The organism is Maribacter confluentis (assembly GCF_030505015.1).
Taxonomy (GTDB): Bacteria; Bacteroidota; Bacteroidia; order Flavobacteriales; family Flavobacteriaceae; genus Maribacter; species Maribacter sedimenticola.
Window position 1 is genome coordinate 1 of the sequence record NZ_JAUKUC010000014.1, and the last position, 19,219, is coordinate 19,219.

General features: G+C 37.1%; 21 protein-coding genes and 3 pseudogenes. 15 read left to right on the top strand and 9 right to left on the bottom strand.

The window, feature by feature from the left end; genetic code table 11:
• The 4 genes and pseudogenes from Q2T41_RS20545 to Q2T41_RS20560 form a co-directional block, all read right to left on the bottom strand.
• Window positions 1–589: pseudogene (locus tag Q2T41_RS20545) on the bottom strand (aldehyde dehydrogenase family protein); the annotation flags it as partial.
• Between the two features lie 83 nt (window positions 590–672).
• Window positions 673–1,059 carry a Co2+/Mg2+ efflux facilitator ApaG/CorD gene (apaG, locus tag Q2T41_RS20550; RefSeq protein ID WP_089262263.1) on the bottom strand — a complete coding sequence of 129 codons (387 nt, stop codon included), beginning with the start codon at window positions 1,057–1,059 and terminating at the stop codon, window positions 673–675.
• A gap of 2 nt (window positions 1,060–1,061) precedes the next feature.
• On the bottom strand, window positions 1,062–2,186 hold the full coding sequence (locus tag Q2T41_RS20555; protein ID WP_304435140.1) for a DUF3667 domain-containing protein: 1,125 nt from the start codon (window positions 2,184–2,186) through the stop codon (window positions 1,062–1,064).
• A gap of 25 nt (window positions 2,187–2,211) precedes the next feature.
• Window positions 2,212–3,453, bottom strand: a complete 1,242-nt coding sequence (locus Q2T41_RS20560) for a type IX secretion system plug protein (protein WP_304435139.1) — start codon at window positions 3,451–3,453, stop codon at window positions 2,212–2,214.
• A gap of 153 nt (window positions 3,454–3,606) precedes the next feature.
• On the opposite strand from Q2T41_RS20560, the gene Q2T41_RS20565 reads away from it, so the two are divergent.
• From Q2T41_RS20565 to Q2T41_RS20600, 8 genes and pseudogenes are all read left to right on the top strand, one after another.
• Entirely contained in the window at window positions 3,607–4,959 is a 1,353-nt protein-coding gene (locus Q2T41_RS20565; RefSeq protein ID WP_304437403.1) for a Na(+)-translocating NADH-quinone reductase subunit A, read from the top strand.
• Window positions 4,960–4,962: 3 nt separating this feature from the next.
• Window positions 4,963–6,243 (top strand): NADH:ubiquinone reductase (Na(+)-transporting) subunit B, encoded by a 1,281-nt coding sequence (locus Q2T41_RS20570; protein WP_144801769.1) that lies wholly within the window; start codon window positions 4,963–4,965, stop codon window positions 6,241–6,243.
• 2 nt (window positions 6,244–6,245) lie between these two features.
• Complete coding sequence (locus Q2T41_RS20575) at window positions 6,246–6,998, top strand: Na(+)-translocating NADH-quinone reductase subunit C (RefSeq protein WP_304435138.1); 753 nt, start codon at window positions 6,246–6,248, stop codon at window positions 6,996–6,998.
• A gap of 1 nt (window position 6,999) precedes the next feature.
• Entirely contained in the window at window positions 7,000–7,647 is a 648-nt protein-coding gene (locus Q2T41_RS20580; protein WP_304435137.1) for an NADH:ubiquinone reductase (Na(+)-transporting) subunit D, read from the top strand.
• A gap of 21 nt (window positions 7,648–7,668) precedes the next feature.
• Complete coding sequence (nqrE, locus tag Q2T41_RS20585) at window positions 7,669–8,427, top strand: NADH:ubiquinone reductase (Na(+)-transporting) subunit E (protein ID WP_089262249.1); 759 nt, start codon at window positions 7,669–7,671, stop codon at window positions 8,425–8,427.
• Between the two features lie 2 nt (window positions 8,428–8,429).
• Window positions 8,430–9,736: pseudogene (gene nqrF / locus Q2T41_RS20590) on the top strand (NADH:ubiquinone reductase (Na(+)-transporting) subunit F).
• A 71-nt stretch (window positions 9,737–9,807) separates the two neighbouring features.
• Window positions 9,808–10,170, top strand: a complete 363-nt coding sequence (locus Q2T41_RS20595) for a DUF8840 domain-containing protein (RefSeq protein ID WP_304435136.1) — start codon at window positions 9,808–9,810, stop codon at window positions 10,168–10,170.
• Complete coding sequence (locus Q2T41_RS20600; protein WP_304435135.1) at window positions 10,167–11,174, top strand: FAD:protein FMN transferase; 1,008 nt, start codon at window positions 10,167–10,169, stop codon at window positions 11,172–11,174. Before Q2T41_RS20595 ends, Q2T41_RS20600 begins: the two co-directional genes overlap by 4 nt.
• On the opposite strand, the gene Q2T41_RS20605 is transcribed toward Q2T41_RS20600, so the two are convergent.
• From Q2T41_RS20605 to gpmI, 3 genes are read right to left on the bottom strand one after another with little or no spacing between them, the layout of a single operon-like run.
• Complete coding sequence (locus Q2T41_RS20605) at window positions 11,175–11,939, bottom strand: class I SAM-dependent methyltransferase (protein ID WP_304435134.1); 765 nt, start codon at window positions 11,937–11,939, stop codon at window positions 11,175–11,177.
• 9 nt (window positions 11,940–11,948) lie between these two features.
• Window positions 11,949–12,767, bottom strand: a complete 819-nt coding sequence (gene map, locus Q2T41_RS20610) for a type I methionyl aminopeptidase (protein WP_304435133.1) — start codon at window positions 12,765–12,767, stop codon at window positions 11,949–11,951.
• Between the two features lie 30 nt (window positions 12,768–12,797).
• On the bottom strand, window positions 12,798–14,315 hold the full coding sequence (gene gpmI, locus Q2T41_RS20615) for a 2,3-bisphosphoglycerate-independent phosphoglycerate mutase (protein ID WP_304435132.1): 1,518 nt from the start codon (window positions 14,313–14,315) through the stop codon (window positions 12,798–12,800).
• Window positions 14,316–14,554: 239 nt separating this feature from the next.
• Here gpmI and Q2T41_RS20620 point away from each other — a divergent pair, with 239 nt between their 5' ends.
• The 3 genes from Q2T41_RS20620 to Q2T41_RS20630 all read left to right on the top strand — a co-directional run bounded on the left by Q2T41_RS20620 (window position 14,555) and on the right by Q2T41_RS20630 (window position 15,640).
• Window positions 14,555–15,013, top strand: a complete 459-nt coding sequence (locus tag Q2T41_RS20620) for an ankyrin repeat domain-containing protein (protein WP_304435131.1) — start codon at window positions 14,555–14,557, stop codon at window positions 15,011–15,013.
• Window positions 15,014–15,256: 243 nt separating this feature from the next.
• The gene (locus tag Q2T41_RS20625; RefSeq protein WP_304435130.1) at window positions 15,257–15,478 is read left to right on the top strand and encodes a hypothetical protein; all 222 of its coding nucleotides are present in this window, start codon (window positions 15,257–15,259) and stop codon (window positions 15,476–15,478) included.
• A gap of 3 nt (window positions 15,479–15,481) precedes the next feature.
• On the top strand, window positions 15,482–15,640 hold the full coding sequence (locus Q2T41_RS20630) for an ankyrin repeat domain-containing protein (protein ID WP_304435129.1): 159 nt from the start codon (window positions 15,482–15,484) through the stop codon (window positions 15,638–15,640).
• 102 nt (window positions 15,641–15,742) lie between these two features.
• On the opposite strand, the gene Q2T41_RS20635 is transcribed toward Q2T41_RS20630, so the two are convergent.
• Both Q2T41_RS20635 and Q2T41_RS20640 read right to left on the bottom strand, forming a co-directional pair.
• A complete protein-coding gene (locus tag Q2T41_RS20635; RefSeq protein ID WP_304437555.1) occupies window positions 15,743–15,985 on the bottom strand; it encodes a DUF6747 family protein in 243 nt (80 codons plus the stop codon).
• A gap of 59 nt (window positions 15,986–16,044) precedes the next feature.
• Window positions 16,045–16,392, bottom strand: coding sequence for a M48 family metalloprotease (locus tag Q2T41_RS20640; protein WP_367186947.1), 348 nt, complete (start codon window positions 16,390–16,392; stop codon window positions 16,045–16,047).
• A gap of 165 nt (window positions 16,393–16,557) precedes the next feature.
• Between Q2T41_RS20640 and Q2T41_RS20990 the strand changes: the two genes are divergently transcribed.
• From Q2T41_RS20990 to Q2T41_RS20655, 4 genes and pseudogenes are all read left to right on the top strand, one after another.
• The gene (locus Q2T41_RS20990; RefSeq protein WP_367186948.1) at window positions 16,558–16,686 is read left to right on the top strand and encodes a hypothetical protein; all 129 of its coding nucleotides are present in this window, start codon (window positions 16,558–16,560) and stop codon (window positions 16,684–16,686) included.
• A pseudogene (locus Q2T41_RS20995) lies at window positions 16,659–17,092 on the top strand (GDSL-type esterase/lipase family protein). Before Q2T41_RS20990 ends, Q2T41_RS20995 begins: the two are co-directional and overlap by 28 nt.
• Before the next feature lie 24 nt (window positions 17,093–17,116).
• Entirely contained in the window at window positions 17,117–17,551 is a 435-nt protein-coding gene (locus tag Q2T41_RS20650) for a YybH family protein (RefSeq protein ID WP_304437272.1), read from the top strand.
• A 58-nt stretch (window positions 17,552–17,609) separates the two neighbouring features.
• Complete coding sequence (locus tag Q2T41_RS20655) at window positions 17,610–19,175, top strand: M28 family peptidase (RefSeq protein ID WP_304437271.1); 1,566 nt, start codon at window positions 17,610–17,612, stop codon at window positions 19,173–19,175.
• The last annotated feature ends 44 nt before the right edge of the window (window positions 19,176–19,219 follow it).

The window sequence follows — 19,219 nt, forward strand, 5'->3', positions numbered from 1 at the left end:
TTACCGGCAATTGCGGTAAAGTTAAAAGGTGTAATTGCGTATACAAAGCCTTCAAGTGGTCTATATTCCACTCTGTTCCAAATTCCTGCAGCTGATGCGGGTTGCTCAGCATAGATTTGGGACATGTATTCCACGTTGAACCTTAAAAATCAATTAGTTCACAAGCAGCATCTATTTCAGCTTGGTGTATATTTTTTGACTGGGCGATCATTGTAGCCGCATTGATCTTTGAACGGTAAGGACCTGCGATCAAATCGGCCGCTTTTAAGAATATAGAGGCACGTTGTTCCCAACTTACACGGGCCCATTCCTCCCTAGCGGTAAGGCAATTGTCAATGGCATCTTGAATATTCTTTTTTGTAGCCGTATGGTAGGTGCCAACTATATGCTGATGGTCGTGAGGTGGTGACATAGGTTTTGTATTTCCAGTACGCACTTCATCAGGACCTATATACATAGGTATATCTATTTGGTCATTATAATATGCTTTATATTGTTCCAGAACCAATGCCCTTTCAGGACTGCCTGGAGCGTAGCTTTTAATTGGTTCGTTAATAGCTTTTGGAACTTGAAAAAAACCTTTTCCCATTGTCAAATTTTTTAAATTAAAAAGTTGACCAAAGGTACTAAAACGGTGTTGGACTTAAAACTAATAAGTAGTTTAAAAAAGTGTTAGTTCAGGGCAAATGGGGCACTAAACTTAAATGTGGGAATGTAAACCCTAAATTTTTCTGAGGTGTTAAAATTGGACATGTTGTAGTGACCTTTCATGGCACCGATAGGTGAAGTCAATAAGCAACCGGAATTATAGGTATGTGATTCTCCTGGTTGGATAACAGGTTTTTTTCCTATAACGCCTTCACCATCCAATGTTTCCATATCATTTAGGGAATCATATATTTTCCAATGGCGAGATGTGAGCTGTACTGCATCCTTACTTTGGTTTTCAATGCATATGGTATACCCAAATGCATAATGCATTTTGTAGTTTTTAAAGAACGTACCTTCAAAACTGGTCTGAACCGATATTTTTATGCCCTTGGTTACCTGTGTGATCATACTTAATATGTAAATACGCTAGCAGCTATTAAAATTGTTATTGCAATGATTCCTAAAATTATAAAAACAGAATTCAGGAATACATATTTTATAATCGTTTTAAATCGTCCTTGTTGATAGAAATTTCGCATTGCCTTGTACAGATAGAGGGCGAAAATCATTATAAAAATACCCTCACTGCTAAAGTTGAAAATGGCATTTACCAAATAGCTAACAATGAGCAAGATAAATAATAACGATTGATTGTGAAAACTAAAGATTAAATGATCGGTATAAGTGTGTTTTTTTCTGATGTAGGCCAACCATATGAACAAAGAAAAGAAAGGTAGAAAGAAGAATGTGGCAAAGGGTGATTTTGAAATTAAGGTATTTACGAAAGTACCCGGTCTTTTTTCTATTTCCACCAAACTGTTGGATAGGTTGTATGCCATTTCATTCTCGGTAGAGTTGGCCAGATTGTATTTGGCTACACTTTCCGTGAAACTAAATATCGTATCATTTTTAATAGCGGCATTGAAGAACTGTATCTTGTTAAAAAATCTTTCAGTAACCCCATCGTTATTTATATTTTTAAAATAAAGAACTGGGTTGGAAAGGATTATGGAATCTTTATTATTGATTTTATTGCCAATGTACTGTTGTTTTTTCAACGAGTCTATAGCGGCCAATGCTTGTTTCTTTTCTTCTTCAGAATCAAATTCTATGTTATTGATCTGCTTTTGGAAATTGAAGATGGATTCCTTGTTTTCCAACCCAAATTTGTTCAAATTTTCAAATTCACCGCTAATACTGATCAATAGAAAATAAATTATGGCCAGGCTTAGTAAAAATCTAAAAGGATTGGTGTAAGAAAGGCGTTTACCCGCAATATAGTCCCTCGTTATTTTTCCTGGCCTTAAAAGAAGCGCGGTAAGCGTTTGTAGGATTTTGGAGTCATAAGAAAGGATATTGGTAAAATACTCTTCAAAAAAATCTAAAAGTGAAAGTTTTTTAGTGCTGTTTGCTTGGGAACAATTTGGGCAGTATTTATCGCTAAGGTCTAAGGGATGACCACAATTAAGGCATTCAACGCCTCTATATTGCAATTTGTATCTGCCGGTTGTTCTGGTGGTTGGTGGGTTTTTCATAAGCGATGAAAAACGTAAAGATACATTAGTTGGTTATATTTCTTGAATTGGCGGATCCTACGCCAATAATACTGTCGTACATATCTCCAAAATTTCTGTAATAAACCAAAATAACATAATTATTTTCGGTAAAGTGGAAATTTCCGTCTACGGCGTTCAAATCTATACCCTTATTGTTTTTTAATACATATTTATAATTGTAGAATCCTTGCTTCATTTTAATAGTTGCTTCCATCATGCCCGTATTCTCGTTGTAGATCATTTTGTTTTCATCAGTCAATGCATAATTATTATATTTTCCAAAAACGTATACATCGTCCAATGCTATATATTCGGTATAAGGCAGGCTAAAATGAACCAAGGAATACTCAGCTTCCCTAGAAGCATCGTCACCTTGTAATGTTCGGATAACGAAATCTCCGTTAATATCGGGAAAATAGGTGTATGACTGGTCGTTCCTTGGGCTATCCGCAAATAGGTAATGGTTGTACAGGTCAGAAAGTTCTATACTGGATATTTGGGAACTAGGCGCTCTAAGGTCGCTCGTATCGAACAGTAAATATTCGTTACCACCATAAAATGCAGTTTCTTGGTCGTATTTATAAACAAGTTCACTGCCAATGGTGTATTGTGGAGATATGTCATATATGGCTGTAGGCCAGTAATAATTTTGTAGAATGGCTACCTTGATCTCTTTTTTGGGGTTCACCAAACGTAAACTACTGGGCTGAATAGTAAACTGGACCACTTGCTTTTCGTTCAAGTAATTAAAATCGCGCGAACGTTTAATACTGCCTCCCACATTGACCAAATCCTTATAGACGACAAATCTTCTTGAAAACTGTAGTTCGTAATTGTTGTTGTAGATTTCAATTAGATAGTTGCCGCTTACCTTGAGCCGTACATTGTCATTAGGTATGGTCAATTGATAATTGCTATAAGTCTCTAAAGTTGTGTAACTGTTTTCATAATTGATGATACGTTGATTGTCCACCCCATCAAGATACTGGGATTTTAAAAGTGCAGATTTGTTCCAATCGTAATCACAATGTGTAATTTTATAATAATAGTCCTGTTCATTGGCCAGTATATCATCAAATTCAAGGTAAATAGGCTCGCCTATTTTTATTATGGGAAATTGATCGTCCGTTGGACCTTTAAATATGATGGATTTAATATGGTTTGGCGGATTTACCTCTTCCTGGACCTGTGCGGCAGCGTTTTGAAGAAATACCAATAGTATAATAAGTTTAACGAAATAACGCATTTAATAGCTTTTTATGTGGTAAAGGTAAACAAAAACGATACCTAAAAAATATAGCTCGTTGTATTGTCTAAATTATGGGGTAATAATTATGAAAACGAAGTTTTTGTACTTAAATTTGCGTCAAATTTTGTTAACCTAAAGGTCTACACGCAAATGTCCAAAGACATACGAATTAAAAAAGGGCTCAATATTAACCTGGTGGGCGCCGCGGAACAAGCTACTTCAAAAGCTGTTCTAAGTAATGTTTACGCAATTCAGCTTAGTGATTTTCATGGTATTACCCCTAAGATGTTGGTAAAGCAAGGTGCCGAAGTCAAAGCCGGTGAGCCGCTGTTCTATAATAAGAATATAGAAGAAATGCTTTTTGTTTCTCCAGTAAGTGGTGAGCTTATTGAGATAGAAAGAGGGGATAGAAGACGCATTTTGACATTGAAAATCTTGGCAGACAAAACACAGGAGTCCATTACAGGGTCTGTGTTAGATGTGGAAAAAGCGTCTAAGGCAGAGATCAAAGCTTCATTGTTAAAAGGTGGATGCTGGCCGTTCATTAAGCAACGTCCTTATGATGTTATCGCTAATCCTGATACTACGCCAAAATCAATCTTTGTTTCAGGCTATGCCAGTGCCCCGTTACAGGCAAATGTAAATTATGTACTGCAGGGCAAGGAAAAGGAATTGCAGGCAGCAATTACCGCATTGGGTAAATTGACGCCGGGTAAAGTCCATGTGTCCGTAGATGCTAAGGGAACTTCTCCTTTGTCAACTTTAAAAGGGGTGGAATTACATAAAGTATCCGGTCCACATCCGGCAGGTTTGGTCGGTACCCAGATCAATAGAATAGACCCAATCAACAAAGGGGAATTGGTATGGACGGTATCTCCCCAAGATTTGGTTATTATTGGCGAATATTTACTTACAGGAAAATATAATGCGGAACGTATTGTTGCTCTTGTGGGATCTTCGGTTAAAGTGCCTAAATATTATCAAACCAAAATTGGTGCGGAAATTTCTACCTTTTTATATGCCAGTGGTGTAAATGAAGAAAATTTTCGTGTAATCAATGGTGATGTGTTAACCGGTTCCAAAAGTAGGCCAGATGGTTATTTAGGAACTTATAATAATACGGTAACCGTAATACCAGAGGGTGATGACTATGAGTTTTTTGGATGGAACAAGCCAGTATTCAATAAAATTTCAGCTACCAGGGCATTAACGTTTTCATGGTTACAGCCAAATAAAAAGTATGATTTAACGACCAATACCAATGGTGAGCACAGGGCGTTTGTGGTAACTGGCCAGTATGAGGAGGTTTTTCCTTTGGATATTTATCCTATGCAGCTTTTAAAAGCGTGCATGGTAAAGGATTTGGATGAGATGGAACAGTTGGGCTTATATGAAGTGGCTCCAGAAGATTTTTCGTTAACGGAGTTTATATGTATTTCCAAACAACCACACCAAAAAATTATTCGTGAGGGGTTAGATTTATTGCAAAAAGAAATAGGATAAGAAATGAGTTTAAAAAGTAAATTACACGAACTTAAACTAAAGTATCAGGGTAAAAAGATGGCGCCTGCCTTCAACGCTTTTCATACTTTTTTGTTTGCGCCGGATGAAACTACCCATGCAGGTGGTACACACGTAAAAGCGGCAGATGATTTAAAACGAACAATGAACACGGTAATCATGGCTTTGATACCGGTGTTGATATTTTCTATGTTCAATGCCGGGTATCAGCATTACTCTGCCATAAATGGATTTCCTGCGGATTTTTCATTAATGAACGATTTCCTTACTTGGGACAATTTTTGGATAGGTATTATAAAAGTATTGCCGTTAGTGGTGGTTTCCTATGGTGTAGGTCTTATAGTGGAATTTATATTTGCCGTTATCAAGGGTCATGAGGTTGAGGAAGGGTATTTGGTTACCGGTATGTTAGTTCCTCTAATCGTGCCTATAGATACTCCGTTATGGATGTTGGCCGTAGCCGTAATATTCGGTGTGGTAATCGGTAAAGAGGTTTTTGGTGGTACCGGAATGAATATTTTGAATCCGGCATTGACAATTAGGGCCTTTTTATTCTTTGCTTACCCTACATGGATGAGTGGTGATAAGGTATGGGTACATGGTGCACGTGAGCGATCGGAGGAAATTTTGGCCGGTGCTAATTTGGACGCTATTTCAGGAGAAACAATTTTAGGATATCTGGCACAGAATAAAGGAGCGGAAATGTCCTATTCCGTATCGGATATGTTTTATGGTTTTATTCCTGGTTCTGTAGGTGAAACCTCTGCTTTTCTTATTCTTTTGGGTGGATTATTCTTGATTTTTACCAAAATTGCCAGCTGGAGAATTATGGTAAGTGCCGTAATTGGTTCATTGGTAATGGGCTTTATTTTTAACCAGGTAGTAGATTTGGGATGGGTTGCAGAGTCTAGCAAATTTTATGGTTTAATGAGTTTTGAGTTTTGGAAACATCTCATTGTTGGTGGACTAGCATTTGGAATTGTCTATATGGCTACTGATCCGGTAACGGGATCCCAGACCAATAAGGGCAAATGGTATTATGGTTTCTTTATTGGGTTTATTTCCGTAATGATTCGTGTATTCAATCCAGCATATCCAGAAGGGGTGTTCTTGGCTATCTTATTAATGAACGTATTTGCACCAACTATAGACCATTATGTGGTACGGGGTAATATTAAAAGAAGAATGAACCGATTAAAAGATGCTACGATCTATCCAAAGGATTCAGATGGTAAAGCAGAAGAACTTAAAGCTGAAACAGTTTAATTATGGCAATTAGTACAGATAAAAACAGTTATACCGTAATTTTTGCGGCCGTTATGGTTGTGGTCGTAGGGTCGATTCTAGCTTTTTTGGCATCGGCATTGCGTCCAAATATCAAAGAGAACGAGCGTTTTGAAAAACAGCAGAACATTCTTTACGCTATGGGCGTAAATGAAAATGGAGATGACGCAGGTAGTGTTAATTTTATACCTACGGATGTTGTAGAGGATGAGTTTGCAAGTTACATCAAGGAACAATTGGTGATCCAAGGTGATCAGATTACCCAAGATGATGAAGCATATTTAATTGATTTAAAAAAGCAATTGGCCAATATAAAAAAAGGCGAAGATTATAAGTTGCCCGTATTTATAGGAGAAAAGGATGGAAAGAATTTTTATATCATTCCTATGTACGGTAAAGGGCTTTGGGACGCTATTTGGGGCTTTATCGCATTAGATAATACAATGACCGTTCAAGGTGTCTATTTTGACCATAAAGGAGAGACTCCCGGTTTAGGTGCTAATATCAAGATGCGTTATTTTATGGATGACTTTAAAGGGGAAACCATTTTAAAAGGCACCCAGTATGCGGGTATTGATGTTGCCAAAGGAAACAATGACCCTTTAAACAATACCAAAGACGATAATGAAGTAGACGCCTTGGCAGGTGCTACGATCACAGGTAACGGTGTATCCGCAATGATCAGGGAAACCGTTAAATTATACAAACCTTATTTAGAAACCATTAGAGCAAAGTAATATGGCACTACTCTCAAAAAAAGATACAAATCTAATTACGGATCCGCTTGCGGATAATAACCCTATCACCATTCAGGTATTAGGTATATGTTCTGCCTTGGCTATTACGGCAGAATTAAAAGCGTCATTGGTAATGGCTATTTCGGTAATGTTCGTTTTAGGAGCAGGTAACGTAGTTATCTCCTTAATGAGAAATATAATTCCGTCAAAAATTAGAATCATCGTTCAGTTGATCGTTGTGGCAACATTGGTAATTATAGTGGATCAGGTCTTAAAAGCTTTTGCCTATGAGTTGAGTAAAACGTTAGCTGTATTCGTTGGTCTTATTATTACGAACTGTATAATCATGGGGCGTTTTGAAGCATTTGCTTTGGCTAACGGACCATGGCGTTCATTTTTAGATGGTATAGGTAACTCTCTAGGTTATGGTGTAATCCTGGTTATAGTTGGGTTCTTTAGGGAGCTTTTAGGTTCAGGAACACTGTTTGGTATTCCTGTGCTTGGGGATCCTATATCCAAAACCGGATTATATGCTACTGGTTATGAGAACAATGGTTTCATGATTATTCCTCCGGCCGCCTTAATTGTAGTAGGTATTATAATCTGGGTACAGCGTTCAAGGAATCCTGCACTTGTAGAAGAGAATTAAACAGACATTTAAGTAGAAATTATGTTAGAACATGTAGAATTATTTTTTAAGTCCATCTTTATTGATAACATGGTATTTGCTGTGTTTTTAGGGATGTGTTCTTATTTGGCGGTATCCAAAAAAGTGGCTACTGCGGTTGGTTTAGGTGCTGCTGTAATATTCGTATTGGCGGTTACGGTGCCTTTAAATTGGTTGTTGGATAAATACTTGTTACAAGATGGTGCATTGGTTTGGTTAGGTCCAGAGTATGCCGAATATAACCTTAGCTTTCTATCCTTTATTTTATTTATAGCAACCATAGCTACTATGGTACAATTAGTAGAAATTGTGGTAGAAAAATTTTCTCCTTCATTATACAATTCACTTGGTATATTCTTGCCATTGATTGCGGTAAACTGTGCAATTTTAGGCGGATCACTATTTATGCAGGCTAGGGAAATTGAAACATTGGGCTTGGCATTTAATTACGGGGTTAGTTCCGGTATAGGTTGGTTCTTGGCTATTTTGGCGATTGCGGCAATACGAGAAAAAATCAGATACAGTAATGTACCTGCACCTTTAAGAGGGCTTGGAATAACTTTTATCATTACCGGTTTAATGGGAATCGGTTTTCAAAGTTTTGGGGGAATGTTGACTGGCGGTGGCGAGGAGACGGAAGAAGCTACCGAACAAGTAAACCAAGTACAACAATTGGAGGTTGTTGAACCTAAGGAAGAGATTGTAGAAAAGAAAACTGAAGTTGACGAAAAGGTCATTTCTTATAACGACGTAAAAAAATAAATATGATTTTAGCTGCAAGTACTGGCGGAACTATACTAATAACCGTTGTCGCATTTCTAATACTATTAATGGTATTGGTTGCATTACTTCTGTTTACAAAACAAAAATTATCTCCTTCTGGTCCTGTGACCATAACCATTAATGGGGAAAAGAAGATAGAAGTGGCCTCTGGTGGTTCATTATTGTCCACTTTGGGGAACCAAAAAGTGTTTTTACCCTCCGCTTGTGGTGGTGGCGGAACATGTATTCAATGTGAGTGTCATGTTTTATCTGGTGGTGGTGAGGCCTTACCTACTGAAACTCCTCATTTCTCCAAAAAAGAATTGAATCATGGTGCACGTTTAGCTTGCCAGGTCAAGGTAAAGCAAGACATGGAAATTACCATTCCTGAAGAAGTATTCGGTATTAAGAAATGGCCTGCAAAAGTGGTGCGTAATTATAACGTTGCTTCTTTTATTAAGGAATTTGTAGTCGAAATTCCTGAGGATATGGGCTATAAAGCTGGCGGTTATATCCAAATTGAGATTCCTGAGTGTGAGGTAAAGTATGCTGATATCGATATTACTGCGCACCCAGAGGAACATGAAACTCCGGATAAGTTTCAAGCTGAGTGGGATAAGTTCAATCTTTGGCCTTTGGTAATGAAGAATCCGGAAACTGTTGAGAGAGCTTATTCAATGGCTTCTTTCCCTGCTGAGGGTAGAGAAATTATGTTGAACGTACGTATTGCTACTCCGCCATGGGATCGTGCTAAAAATGGTTGGATGGATGTTAACCCTGGTGTTGCGTCGTCTTATATCTTTAACTTGAAGCCTGGTGATGAGTGTACAATATCTGGTCCTTACGGTGAATTCTTCATCAATGAATCAGATTCAGAAATGTTGTACGTAGGTGGTGGTGCAGGTATGGCGCCCATGCGTTCTCATTTATATCATCTATTCAAAACCTTAAAGACAAAGAGAAAAGTAACATACTGGTATGGTGGTCGTTCCAAGAGAGAATTGTTCTATTTAGATCACTTCTATAAATTGGAAGAGGAATTTCCAAACTTTAAATTCTACTTGGCATTATCCGAACCTCTAGAAGAGGATAATTGGAAAGTAAAAGAGAATATAGATGCTCCGGTGATGGTTTTGTAGGATTTATTCATAATTGTGTAATAGATAACTATTTAAGTCACCATGAATCTCCTGAGGATATCGAGTTGTATTTCTGTGGTCCTCCCTTGATGAACAAGGCCGTTCAAAAAATGGGAGAAGATTTCGGTATTCCAGATGAGCATATCCGATTTGACGATTTTGGCGGATAGATTATAACTATCTGATTTTAAATAACATAACCGATATACTTTATATCGGTTTTTTTGTAAAAAAGAATGAAATGCACGTTTTAACTGAACAGGAATTACATAATTTGGCCATGAACATTGTGGGCAAACAGTTAGAGGATGATGGTTTTGAGTTTTTGGCTGTAAACAGTGAGCTGCGTAAGAACCCGCAATTTGTATGTATAAAGGAAAAAAAAATGCGTTTTGTGGTGGTCAAGGCTATAGAATATCCTGCTGATCCAAAGGACATGGATTTTTTTATGTCAGACCTTAAGAAAATGAAAGAGCATGCGCTTAAATTTGAAGCTACCACTTTTTATGCAGGTGTAGGTTTGGTCAATGCGGCAGACCATAATTTACCGGTATACTTAAACGAAGAATATATTGTTGATTTTGATGGTTTGGTAGAGATATGAGAAAATGGCTTTTAGTAATATTGATAATATCGGTTTGTGGGGTATCCTGTAAAAAAGAAGGCAATTTTAGAAGTGATTATTCTGGAGGTGCATTGGGAACATCATATAATATAGTTGTTATATCCGATGAAAAAATCAACGTACAAAATGAAATAGATTCCGTTTTTACGGTTATCAACCGATCATTGTCCACTTATATTCCAAATTCTGATATTTCAAAAATCAATAATGGGGATACGACTTTGGTGGTAGATCACATGTTTCAGGAAGTTTTTAAGCTTGCAAAAGATATTCATTTGAATACACGTGGATTTTTTGACCCTACTGTTGGTACTTTGGTAAATGCATGGGGTTTTGGGCCAGAGCGCCAAATAACTATGGATAGTGCAAAAGTGGATAGTCTTTTACAATACGTGGGTTTTGATAAAGTGTCTTTGACTGCTGAAAATTACGTGAAAAAAACTGCACCTAACATATATATAGATTTTAATGCAATAGCTAAAGGCTACTCCATAGACCGACTTGCAACAATGTTAGATGCCAAAGGTGTGCAAAATTATTTAATTGAGGTTGGTGGTGAACTAGTGGCAAAAGGTAAAAATACCTTAAAAGGAAAATCTTGGGTGGTGGGTATAGATGATCCAGAGATGATGGTTGATAGAAAGGCCAAGATACTCATTAATCTAAACGATCGCGCATTGGCTTCATCTGGTAATTATAGAAAATTTAGGATTGATAATTCAACAGGTAAAAAGTATGTTCATACCGTAAATCCTAAAACAGGTTTTACTCAAATTTCCAACACATTGGCCGTGACTATTTTGGCAGATAATTGTGCAACTGCTGATGCTTATGCTACCGCTTTTATGGCCATGGAATTGGATGAAGCTTTTAAACTGGTAGCGGAAAATGAAACGTTAGAGGCTTATATCATTTATTCCGATGAATTTGGCGAAACACAGGAATTTTTGACCAAAGGTTTCAAGGATGTGGTAGTTCACTGATCATTTACGAACAAAGGGTATAATTTCGCCTTCTGCCAACCTGTATCTATCAATTTCCCCAGGCGATAGTTCATTGGTATACGCTATTTCGGTAACCGTAAAGCCAGCGCTTCTCAGCTTATTAAAGTAATCTTTACCATAAATACGTACATGGTCGTATTGACCAAATATTTTTGCACGTTCAACCTTATCCACAATGGTATTATCTTCAAATGTACGTTCACGGTCTAGTTCCTGTGGTACTTGGAATATTCCCCAGCCACCTGGTTTCATAACCCTATAAAGTTCTTTCAGTGCCTTGGTGTCGTCAGGAATATGTTCAAGTACATGGTTGCATAGAATAACATCAAAGGTATCGTCATTGAATGGCAAATTGCAGATATCCGCTTTAACATCTGCCAATGGGGAATTTAAGTCTGTAGTAACATAATTTAAGTTTTTCAGTTTTTTAAATCGCCTATAGAATGCTTGTTCAGGGGCAAAATGTAAGACATGTAAAGGAGCGGAGAAAAAGTCTGTATCGTTTTTTAAAAATAACCAAAGTAACCTATGACGTTCCAAGGATAGGGTAGAAGGTGATAAAACATTTTCGCGGGGATGTTCATAACCATAAGGCAAAAAGCTACGAAATTTCTTTCCGTCTATAGGGTCTTCATAGGAATTACCACGGTAATAAATTTGAAAGAAAGGTTTAACCAAATAGCTTAATGATATCAGTACAGGTCTGGGAACAAGGTTTAGAAAAAATTTAAAAATTTTCTTCATCTACCTTGTTTAATTTGCTATTGGAGATGCCCTAAATTCATCTTCTTCATTGCTTTCAATACCTAATTCGTCGTAAATATATTTAAATGTGGAAAGTAGCTCTGGCTTACCGTTTACGATGGCAACATTATGTTCAAAGTGTGCACTGGGCTCACCATCAGCTGTTAAAATTGTCCAGCCATCCTTTAATTGTTTAATATGTTTGGTGCCCATATTGGTCATAGGTTCAATTGCGACCGTCATTCCTTCCACAAATTTTTTGCCCCTTCCGCGCCTACCATAATTTGGCATTTCTGGATCTTCGTGCATTTTTCTGCCCAATCCGTGACCAACAAGTTCACGTACCACACCATAGCCATGTTCTTCAGTGAATTTTTGTATGGCATAACCTACGTCCCCAACTCTATTGCCTACTTTAAATTCACGAATACCTACATACAGGGATTGTTTGGTAACCTCTAATAATCTTTTAATTTCAGGAGAAACCTCACCAACTTCAAAAGTGTAGGCATGGTCGCCATAAAAATCATTTTTAAGCGCCCCACAGTCAATAGAAATAATATCCCCGTCTACCAATGGTTTGTCATTAGGAATTCCGTGTACCACCTGTGCATTGGGGCTCATGCATAGCGAATTGGGAAAATCATACAAGCCTAGAAAACCGGGTACCGCGCCGTGGTCACGGATAAAGGCTTCCGCTAATGTGTCTAATTGCAGGGTAGTGACGCCAGGTTTAACTTCTGCTGCGAGCATACCCAATGTTTTGGAGACAATCAATGCACTCTCTCGCATCAATTCAATTTCTTCGGCTGTTTTTATTTTAATCATACGTTCTATAAAATGGGAAAACCTAAAATACTAAACCAATGAATGTTGGGTCATATATTTAGATTTTTCTACACCCATTAGTTTTAAAATGGTAGGAGCAATATCCCCCAATACGCCATCATTTATTTTTTTAATATCCTTATCCACCAAAATAAGAGGAACCGGGTTTGTGGTGTGGGCCGTATTTGGACTTCCGTCCGCATTAATCATGGTTTCACAGTTACCATGATCTGCAATGACCAATACGGTATAGTCGTTTGCTAATGCCGTAGTAATTACATCTTTGGCACATTCATCTACGGTTTCACAAGCTTTTATGGCTGCTTCCATTACACCGGTATGTCCAACCATATCTGGATTGGCAAAGTTTAAGCAGACAAAGTCTACTTCACCTTCCTGTAGCTCAGGAATGATTTTGTCCCTAATTTCATAAGCGCTCATTTCTGGCTTTAAATCATAGGTAGCAACTTTTGGGGAAGGGCATAATATGCGAGATTCTCCATCAAAGGGCACTTCTCTTCCGCCATTAAAGAAAAAGGTAACATGTGGATATTTCTCCGTCTCCGCTATGCGTATTTGTTTTTTACCAGCTTTGGATAAAACTTCTCCAAGGGTTTCAACAATATTATCTTTGTTGTAGACCACTTTTACCCCAATGAACGATTCATCATAATTGGTCAAGGTTACATAATAAAGTTTTAATTTATGCATGTTCAGTTCATGCATATCTTCTTGGCTTAGTACTTGAGTAAGTTCTCTTCCCCTATCTGTTCTAAAATTAAAAAATATGACCACATCGTCTTCCATTACACTTGCTATGGGTGTACCATCTGTAGTGGTCATCACGATTGGTTTTATAAACTCGTCCGTTATTTCATTATCGTAACTGCGTTGAATACTTGCGCCTATATCCGTAGATTTTTCACCTACCGCATTTACTATGACATCATATGCTTCTTTTACACGTTCCCAACGTTTGTCACGATCCATTGCATAATATCTTCCAACGACCGTTGCCAATTGGGTATTTTTATCTGCGGAAAATTGTACTAAATCCTCTAAAAAACCTTTGCCACTTTTTGGATCTACATCCCTACCATCGGTAAATGCATGTATATACATGTTTTTTACCCCGGAAGCGTACCCTGCATTAATAAGGCCCTTAATATGGTTGGTATGACTGTGTACGCCACCATCACTTACCAAACCTAAGAAATGTACATTCTTATTGTTCGTCTTTGCATATTCAAAAGCATCTTTTAGAACTTGCTCGTCCTTAAGGGTATTCTCTTTGACAGCTTTGTTTATTTTGGCCAAATCCTGATAGACAATTCTACCTGCACCCAAGTTCATATGGCCAACCTCGCTATTGCCCATTTGTCCTTCCGGTAAGCCAACGTTCATACCGTCGGTCAACAAATTGGAGTTAGGATAATTGGTATATAGACTATCAATAAATGGAGTGTTTGCTTTATCTACTGCAGATACTGCAGGGTCTGGAGATTTTCCCCAACCGTCCAATATCATTAAGATTACTTTCTTGTTCATCTTTACTTAGGTTTAGATGGCAAAAATACTATGTTCTACTTAGTTAAGCTACTAGAAAACCCGCCTTTTTTAGATCTGGCGCTATTTTCAAACAGGCAAGTTATAATTTTGGTCTTTTGTGATATTTACAGATTTTTAAGGGGGGTTCAATAAATTTATTATAACCTAAATAATATATGTGGTCATAAAGGGTCAAATGCCCCGTCTTTGTTAAAGTTTAGTTATAAGTCTGTTAAAGCATGAAACATTTTTTCATTGTAGACGTCTTTTCTATAGAATCAATTCATCAATTAAAATCAATCATCATGAAAAAAACAGTGTTAACTATCGCTATGGTAATTTTTGCCATGGGGGCCAATGCTATGGCCAAAGAATCCAACAGATTAACAACTTCTGAAACAACACATCTAACAAGAGTTGTTGAAGTAAATACCTTTTGCAAAGCCGTTATACAGGGCGATATTGCAATGGTGAAAAAAATGATTGCCATGGGCGAGGATGTAAATCAAAAATCTTTGGGGATGACTCCGCTTATGTTCGCTGCAAGGTATAATAAAGTAGAAGTGCTATCACTCCTAATTCAAAATGGTGCGGATATCAAGGCTGTTAGCAACCAAGGGTTTACTGCCAAAAGGTATGCGGAGCTTTCAAATGCTAAGGAAGCCTTACAAATTATTGAAGTAGCACTAGGGAATTAAAGCTAATAGCTGTATCAATTAACTTGATAAAAAAGCCATTGCATATATTGTAATGGCTTTTTTATTGCCTTTGCTCAATGGTAGGCTTAACATAAATTAGGTAACATTAAAATTAACGTATCACCATATACATTTTAGAAATGTTAAATATTTATTATTTCTTTCTTAAATTAAATTATTGTCATTTATTATAGTTTAATTTTATTTTATCAATAATTTAAATCAATTTAAAAGGAAATAATTATGAAAAAATCAATTTCAATTTTGATGTTGGCGGGACTACTATCGTTCTCAGTATCATACGCAAATACGGTCAAGGATTTTTCTGCAAATAACGAGTTTAGTGCAGTAAACGATGACATAAGTCCGTTATGTAAAGCGGCAATGAAAGGAGATGTGGAGCAGGTACGTAGTCTCATTGCCATATGTAATGGACCAAATGAAAAATCTTTGGGAATGACATAGGCCATGTTCGCCGCTAGATACAATAGGGTAGAGGTCCTAAAGGTATTATTGTTGAACGGGGCAAATTTAAATATGAAGAGTGAAAAGGGCTATACTGCCAAGGAGTATGCAGAAATGTCCAATGCTAAAGAAGTTTTGTCAATTATTGAGGAAAATTCATAAAGTTATAGCACAGGAATATAAAAGGCTCGTTGAATTTCAACGAGCCTTTATTATATAATGAATTTCTACTCCAAATAGTGTTCAAGTAAAAGAGTAAAAGCGTTAAAATTCAAAACCGTTTGCGGCTCTATATACAAAGGCATATAATGCCATAAACAACATTAAGGCACAAAATACCGAATAGACTTTTAAAATAGAAACCAAAATACCAGGTTTGCAATTTTCAAACGCCTGAACGTATATATTTTTAAATGTGTAATTGTTCCCATTATAGTGTTCTTCTATGATTACATCATAGCTATAAAGGCAATTCAATATGGTAAAATAAGCTTGGGACTTACTCAAAGTTACAAAATATTCTCATTGGGAATATATGTAGCACGTTAAAAGACCAATATAATCGATTAACCTTGGTTTTGGTACTTTGCTATGGCCTCTTTGATTTTTTCAATACGATTTTCGGGATCTGGGTGTGTACTTTGGAATTCAGGTACACGATTAGGACCGCCGGCAGCTTTTAAAATTTCCATGACCCTGATCATTTCGTAGGGATCATATCCGGACTGTATCATAAAAAGAACACCTAGTTCATCACTTTCCAATTCGTCCCCACGGCCATTTTTCAATAATGTATTTTGGCCAATGCTACCCACAATACCCCCAATATCCCCGGCACCTACCGTAGCGCCCATTGTGGCTGTCTGCCATGTTTGGCTATAACCGCAAATGAAAAATCTGAAATTCAAAAACATAATTAATAAATATGAAATCTGTATATCAACTTAGTATTGTGCTTATGTTATCCTTGCTAGGACTTACCAAATTGCATTCTCAGGATTGGGCAGAACCTCAATCGTTTTAAAGAAGCCAACAACAATCTCCCTGAAATCAGCGATAATGAGAATAGGATTGTTTTTATGGGTAATTCCATTACCATTGGTTGGCTTAATTCAAGACCGGAATTTTTCAAGGGCAAACCTTTGTTAATCGCGGTATTAGCGGCCAAACTACCCCACAAATGCTTATTAGGTTCAGGCAAGATGTGATAGACTTAAACCCTAAAGCTGTAGTACTATTGGCTGGCACTAATGATATAGCCGGAAATACAGGTCCGTCTACCATAGCAATGATTATGGACAATATTAAGGGAATGGCAGAAATAGCCACATCCAATGATATAAAAGTAATTTTACCTCTACCCTACCCGCATATGATTACCCATGGAAACCAGGTTTGGAACCTGCTGAGAAAATTATTGCACTTAATAAATTGATTAAAGAATATTGTGATGATAAAGGCCATATTTATGTGGATTATTTTTCTGCTATGGCCGATGAGAAAAATGGCTTGCCCAAAAAATATGCCGAAGACGGTGTACACCCAACCGTAGAAGGTTACAAAATTATGGAACCTTTGGTCGAGGCGGCTATTGAACAAGCTTTAACAAATTAGTTTGCGCCACTTTGTGTTTCAAATATGAGAATTGTACATATACTATTTATAACCCTCCTCATGTTATGCTCGTGTCATAAAGAGCATAATGCGCAAGATGATATAAAGGAGATTACCCGCATAATAGCTCAGCAGCAAAAAGATTGGAACAACAATGATTTAAAAGGTTTCATGGAAGCCTACCACCAAACGGATTCCTTATTTTTTTATAGTGGAGCCCAATTAAAGACAGGGTGGACAACCACATTGAATAGTTATAAAAAAAGTTATCCGGATGCATCCCATATCGGAGAATTGACCTTCACTATCGCTAAGATTCATCCTATTAACCAAGATTCCTATTTTGTAATGGGCGAATATATGCTAAAGCGAACGGTAGGTGACGCTAAGGGCACGTTCATGATTATCTTTAAAAGAATTAATGGTAAATGGAAAATCATTGCCGATTCTTCCTGCTAATAACTTCTAATCCTAAGGTTTTGATTATTTTTGATAAATTTTTATCAAAAAAAAGAACATGAAAAAAGCACTGATCTTATTGGTCTCATTGGTCTTTTCCTGTAATTCTTCACAAAAAACGGTGACAGAAAAAGCAGAAGCAAAGACCACAGAAAAAGTATCTCCTACAACGTATGCTACTTCAATCACTGAAAATGAATTAAAGGACCATCTATACATTTACGCCTCTGATGAATTTGAAGGAAGGGAAACGGGACAACCGGGCCAGAAAAAAGCTATTGAATACATCAAGGCTCAATATGAAGAATTAGGTGTACCTGCCGCAAAACCAAATGGAGATTATTTTCAGAACGTTCCTTTAGAGGTAAGCAACTTACCCACCGGCAAGTTAAGCGTCAACGGCAAGGATTTTGGTATTGGTGACCACGTATTAACCTTTGGAGCTGCACAGAATGCATTTGACAATATTGTATATATAGCCTATGGCATTGAAGATGAATCTTATACAGATTATGGAGACTTGGATGTTACGGATAAAATTGTACTATTAAAATCTGGTGAACCTAAAAATGAAGACGGTACCTATAAGATTTCCGGTAGTACGGAGCCATCCATTTGGAGCAACATGTCAGAATCATTGACCAAGAGAATACAGATAGCGGTAGAAAAAGGAGCTAAAGGTGTATTGTATTATGATGCCCAAAATTTTGATCGTTTTAAACGCAGGTATCAGTACATGGAAACCAATAATAGTGGCAGAATGGAACTTGTAGATCCCAATGCCACTGAATTCTATAGTCTGTTTATTGACCAAAATTTGGCAGAAGAAATTTATCCATCAATCAATACGGACGAATCAGGTAAAATTTTAACAACAACGTTAGAACTTAATTTTGAAAGCTCTAATGATAAAATATCCTCAGAAAATGTTGCCGCCATAATAAAGGGCACTGAAAAGCCAGAGGAGTATTTGGTTATTTCGTCGCATTTAGATCATATTGGAATTTCAAGTAACGGAGAAATCAATAATGGTGCGGATGATGATGGTTCTGGTACGGTTTCGTTATTGGAGATTGCAGAAGCTTTTAAATTGGCAGCGGACGCCGGTCACGGGCCAAAACGTTCTATAGTTTTCTTACATGTTACCGGAGAGGAAAAAGGTTTACTTGGCTCTCAATATTATACGGATTATGAGCCACTCTTTCCTTTGGAACAAACCGTAGCCAACTTAAATATTGATATGATCGGTAGAATTGACCCACAAAGAGAAGGTGACCGTAATTATGTTTATTTAATTGGATCGGATAAATTGAGTACGGAATTACATGAGTTATCTGAAGAAATCAATGCTGAATATGCAAATTTAGAACTTGATTACACCTACAACGATGAAAACGACCCAAACCGTTTTTACTACAGAAGTGACCATTATAACTTTGCAAAAAATAATATTCCCATTATTTTTTATTTTAATGGAACCCATGATGATTACCATAGACCAAGTGACACCCCGGATAAGATAAATTATGATCTATTGGAAAATCGTTCAAGATTGATTTTTTACACTGCATGGGAAATTGCTAACCGCAACAACAAACTTGTTGTCGATAAGGCCACGGAATAGTTAATAAAGAAAAATAAAAAGCCTGATGGTTACCATAACTATCA

Excerpts from the sequence above, each read along its gene's own strand:
- apaG (WP_089262263.1), bottom strand. The coding sequence starts at position 1,059 with ATGATCACACAGGTAACCAAGGGCATAAAAATATCGGTTCAGACCAGT.
- Q2T41_RS20555 (WP_304435140.1), bottom strand. The coding sequence starts at position 2,186 with ATGAAAAACCCACCAACCACCAGAACAACCGGCAGATACAAATTGCAA.
- Q2T41_RS20560 (WP_304435139.1), bottom strand. The coding sequence starts at position 3,453 with ATGCGTTATTTCGTTAAACTTATTATACTATTGGTATTTCTTCAAAAC.
- Q2T41_RS20565 (WP_304437403.1), top strand. The coding sequence starts at position 3,607 with ATGTCCAAAGACATACGAATTAAAAAAGGGCTCAATATTAACCTGGTG.
- Q2T41_RS20570 (WP_144801769.1), top strand. The coding sequence starts at position 4,963 with ATGAGTTTAAAAAGTAAATTACACGAACTTAAACTAAAGTATCAGGGT.
- Q2T41_RS20575 (WP_304435138.1), top strand. The coding sequence starts at position 6,246 with ATGGCAATTAGTACAGATAAAAACAGTTATACCGTAATTTTTGCGGCC.
- Q2T41_RS20580 (WP_304435137.1), top strand. The coding sequence starts at position 7,000 with ATGGCACTACTCTCAAAAAAAGATACAAATCTAATTACGGATCCGCTT.
- nqrE (WP_089262249.1), top strand. The coding sequence starts at position 7,669 with ATGTTAGAACATGTAGAATTATTTTTTAAGTCCATCTTTATTGATAAC.
- Q2T41_RS20595 (WP_304435136.1), top strand. The coding sequence starts at position 9,808 with ATGCACGTTTTAACTGAACAGGAATTACATAATTTGGCCATGAACATT.
- Q2T41_RS20600 (WP_304435135.1), top strand. The coding sequence starts at position 10,167 with ATGAGAAAATGGCTTTTAGTAATATTGATAATATCGGTTTGTGGGGTA.
- Q2T41_RS20605 (WP_304435134.1), bottom strand. The coding sequence starts at position 11,939 with ATGAAGAAAATTTTTAAATTTTTTCTAAACCTTGTTCCCAGACCTGTA.
- map (WP_304435133.1), bottom strand. The coding sequence starts at position 12,767 with ATGATTAAAATAAAAACAGCCGAAGAAATTGAATTGATGCGAGAGAGT.
- gpmI (WP_304435132.1), bottom strand. The coding sequence starts at position 14,315 with ATGAACAAGAAAGTAATCTTAATGATATTGGACGGTTGGGGAAAATCT.
- Q2T41_RS20620 (WP_304435131.1), top strand. The coding sequence starts at position 14,555 with ATGAAACATTTTTTCATTGTAGACGTCTTTTCTATAGAATCAATTCAT.
- Q2T41_RS20625 (WP_304435130.1), top strand. The coding sequence starts at position 15,257 with ATGAAAAAATCAATTTCAATTTTGATGTTGGCGGGACTACTATCGTTC.
- Q2T41_RS20630 (WP_304435129.1), top strand. The coding sequence starts at position 15,482 with ATGTTCGCCGCTAGATACAATAGGGTAGAGGTCCTAAAGGTATTATTG.
- Q2T41_RS20640 (WP_367186947.1), bottom strand. The coding sequence starts at position 16,392 with ATGTTTTTGAATTTCAGATTTTTCATTTGCGGTTATAGCCAAACATGG.
- Q2T41_RS20990 (WP_367186948.1), top strand. The coding sequence starts at position 16,558 with ATGGGTAATTCCATTACCATTGGTTGGCTTAATTCAAGACCGGAATTT.
- Q2T41_RS20650 (WP_304437272.1), top strand. The coding sequence starts at position 17,117 with ATGAGAATTGTACATATACTATTTATAACCCTCCTCATGTTATGCTCG.
- Q2T41_RS20655 (WP_304437271.1), top strand. The coding sequence starts at position 17,610 with ATGAAAAAAGCACTGATCTTATTGGTCTCATTGGTCTTTTCCTGTAAT.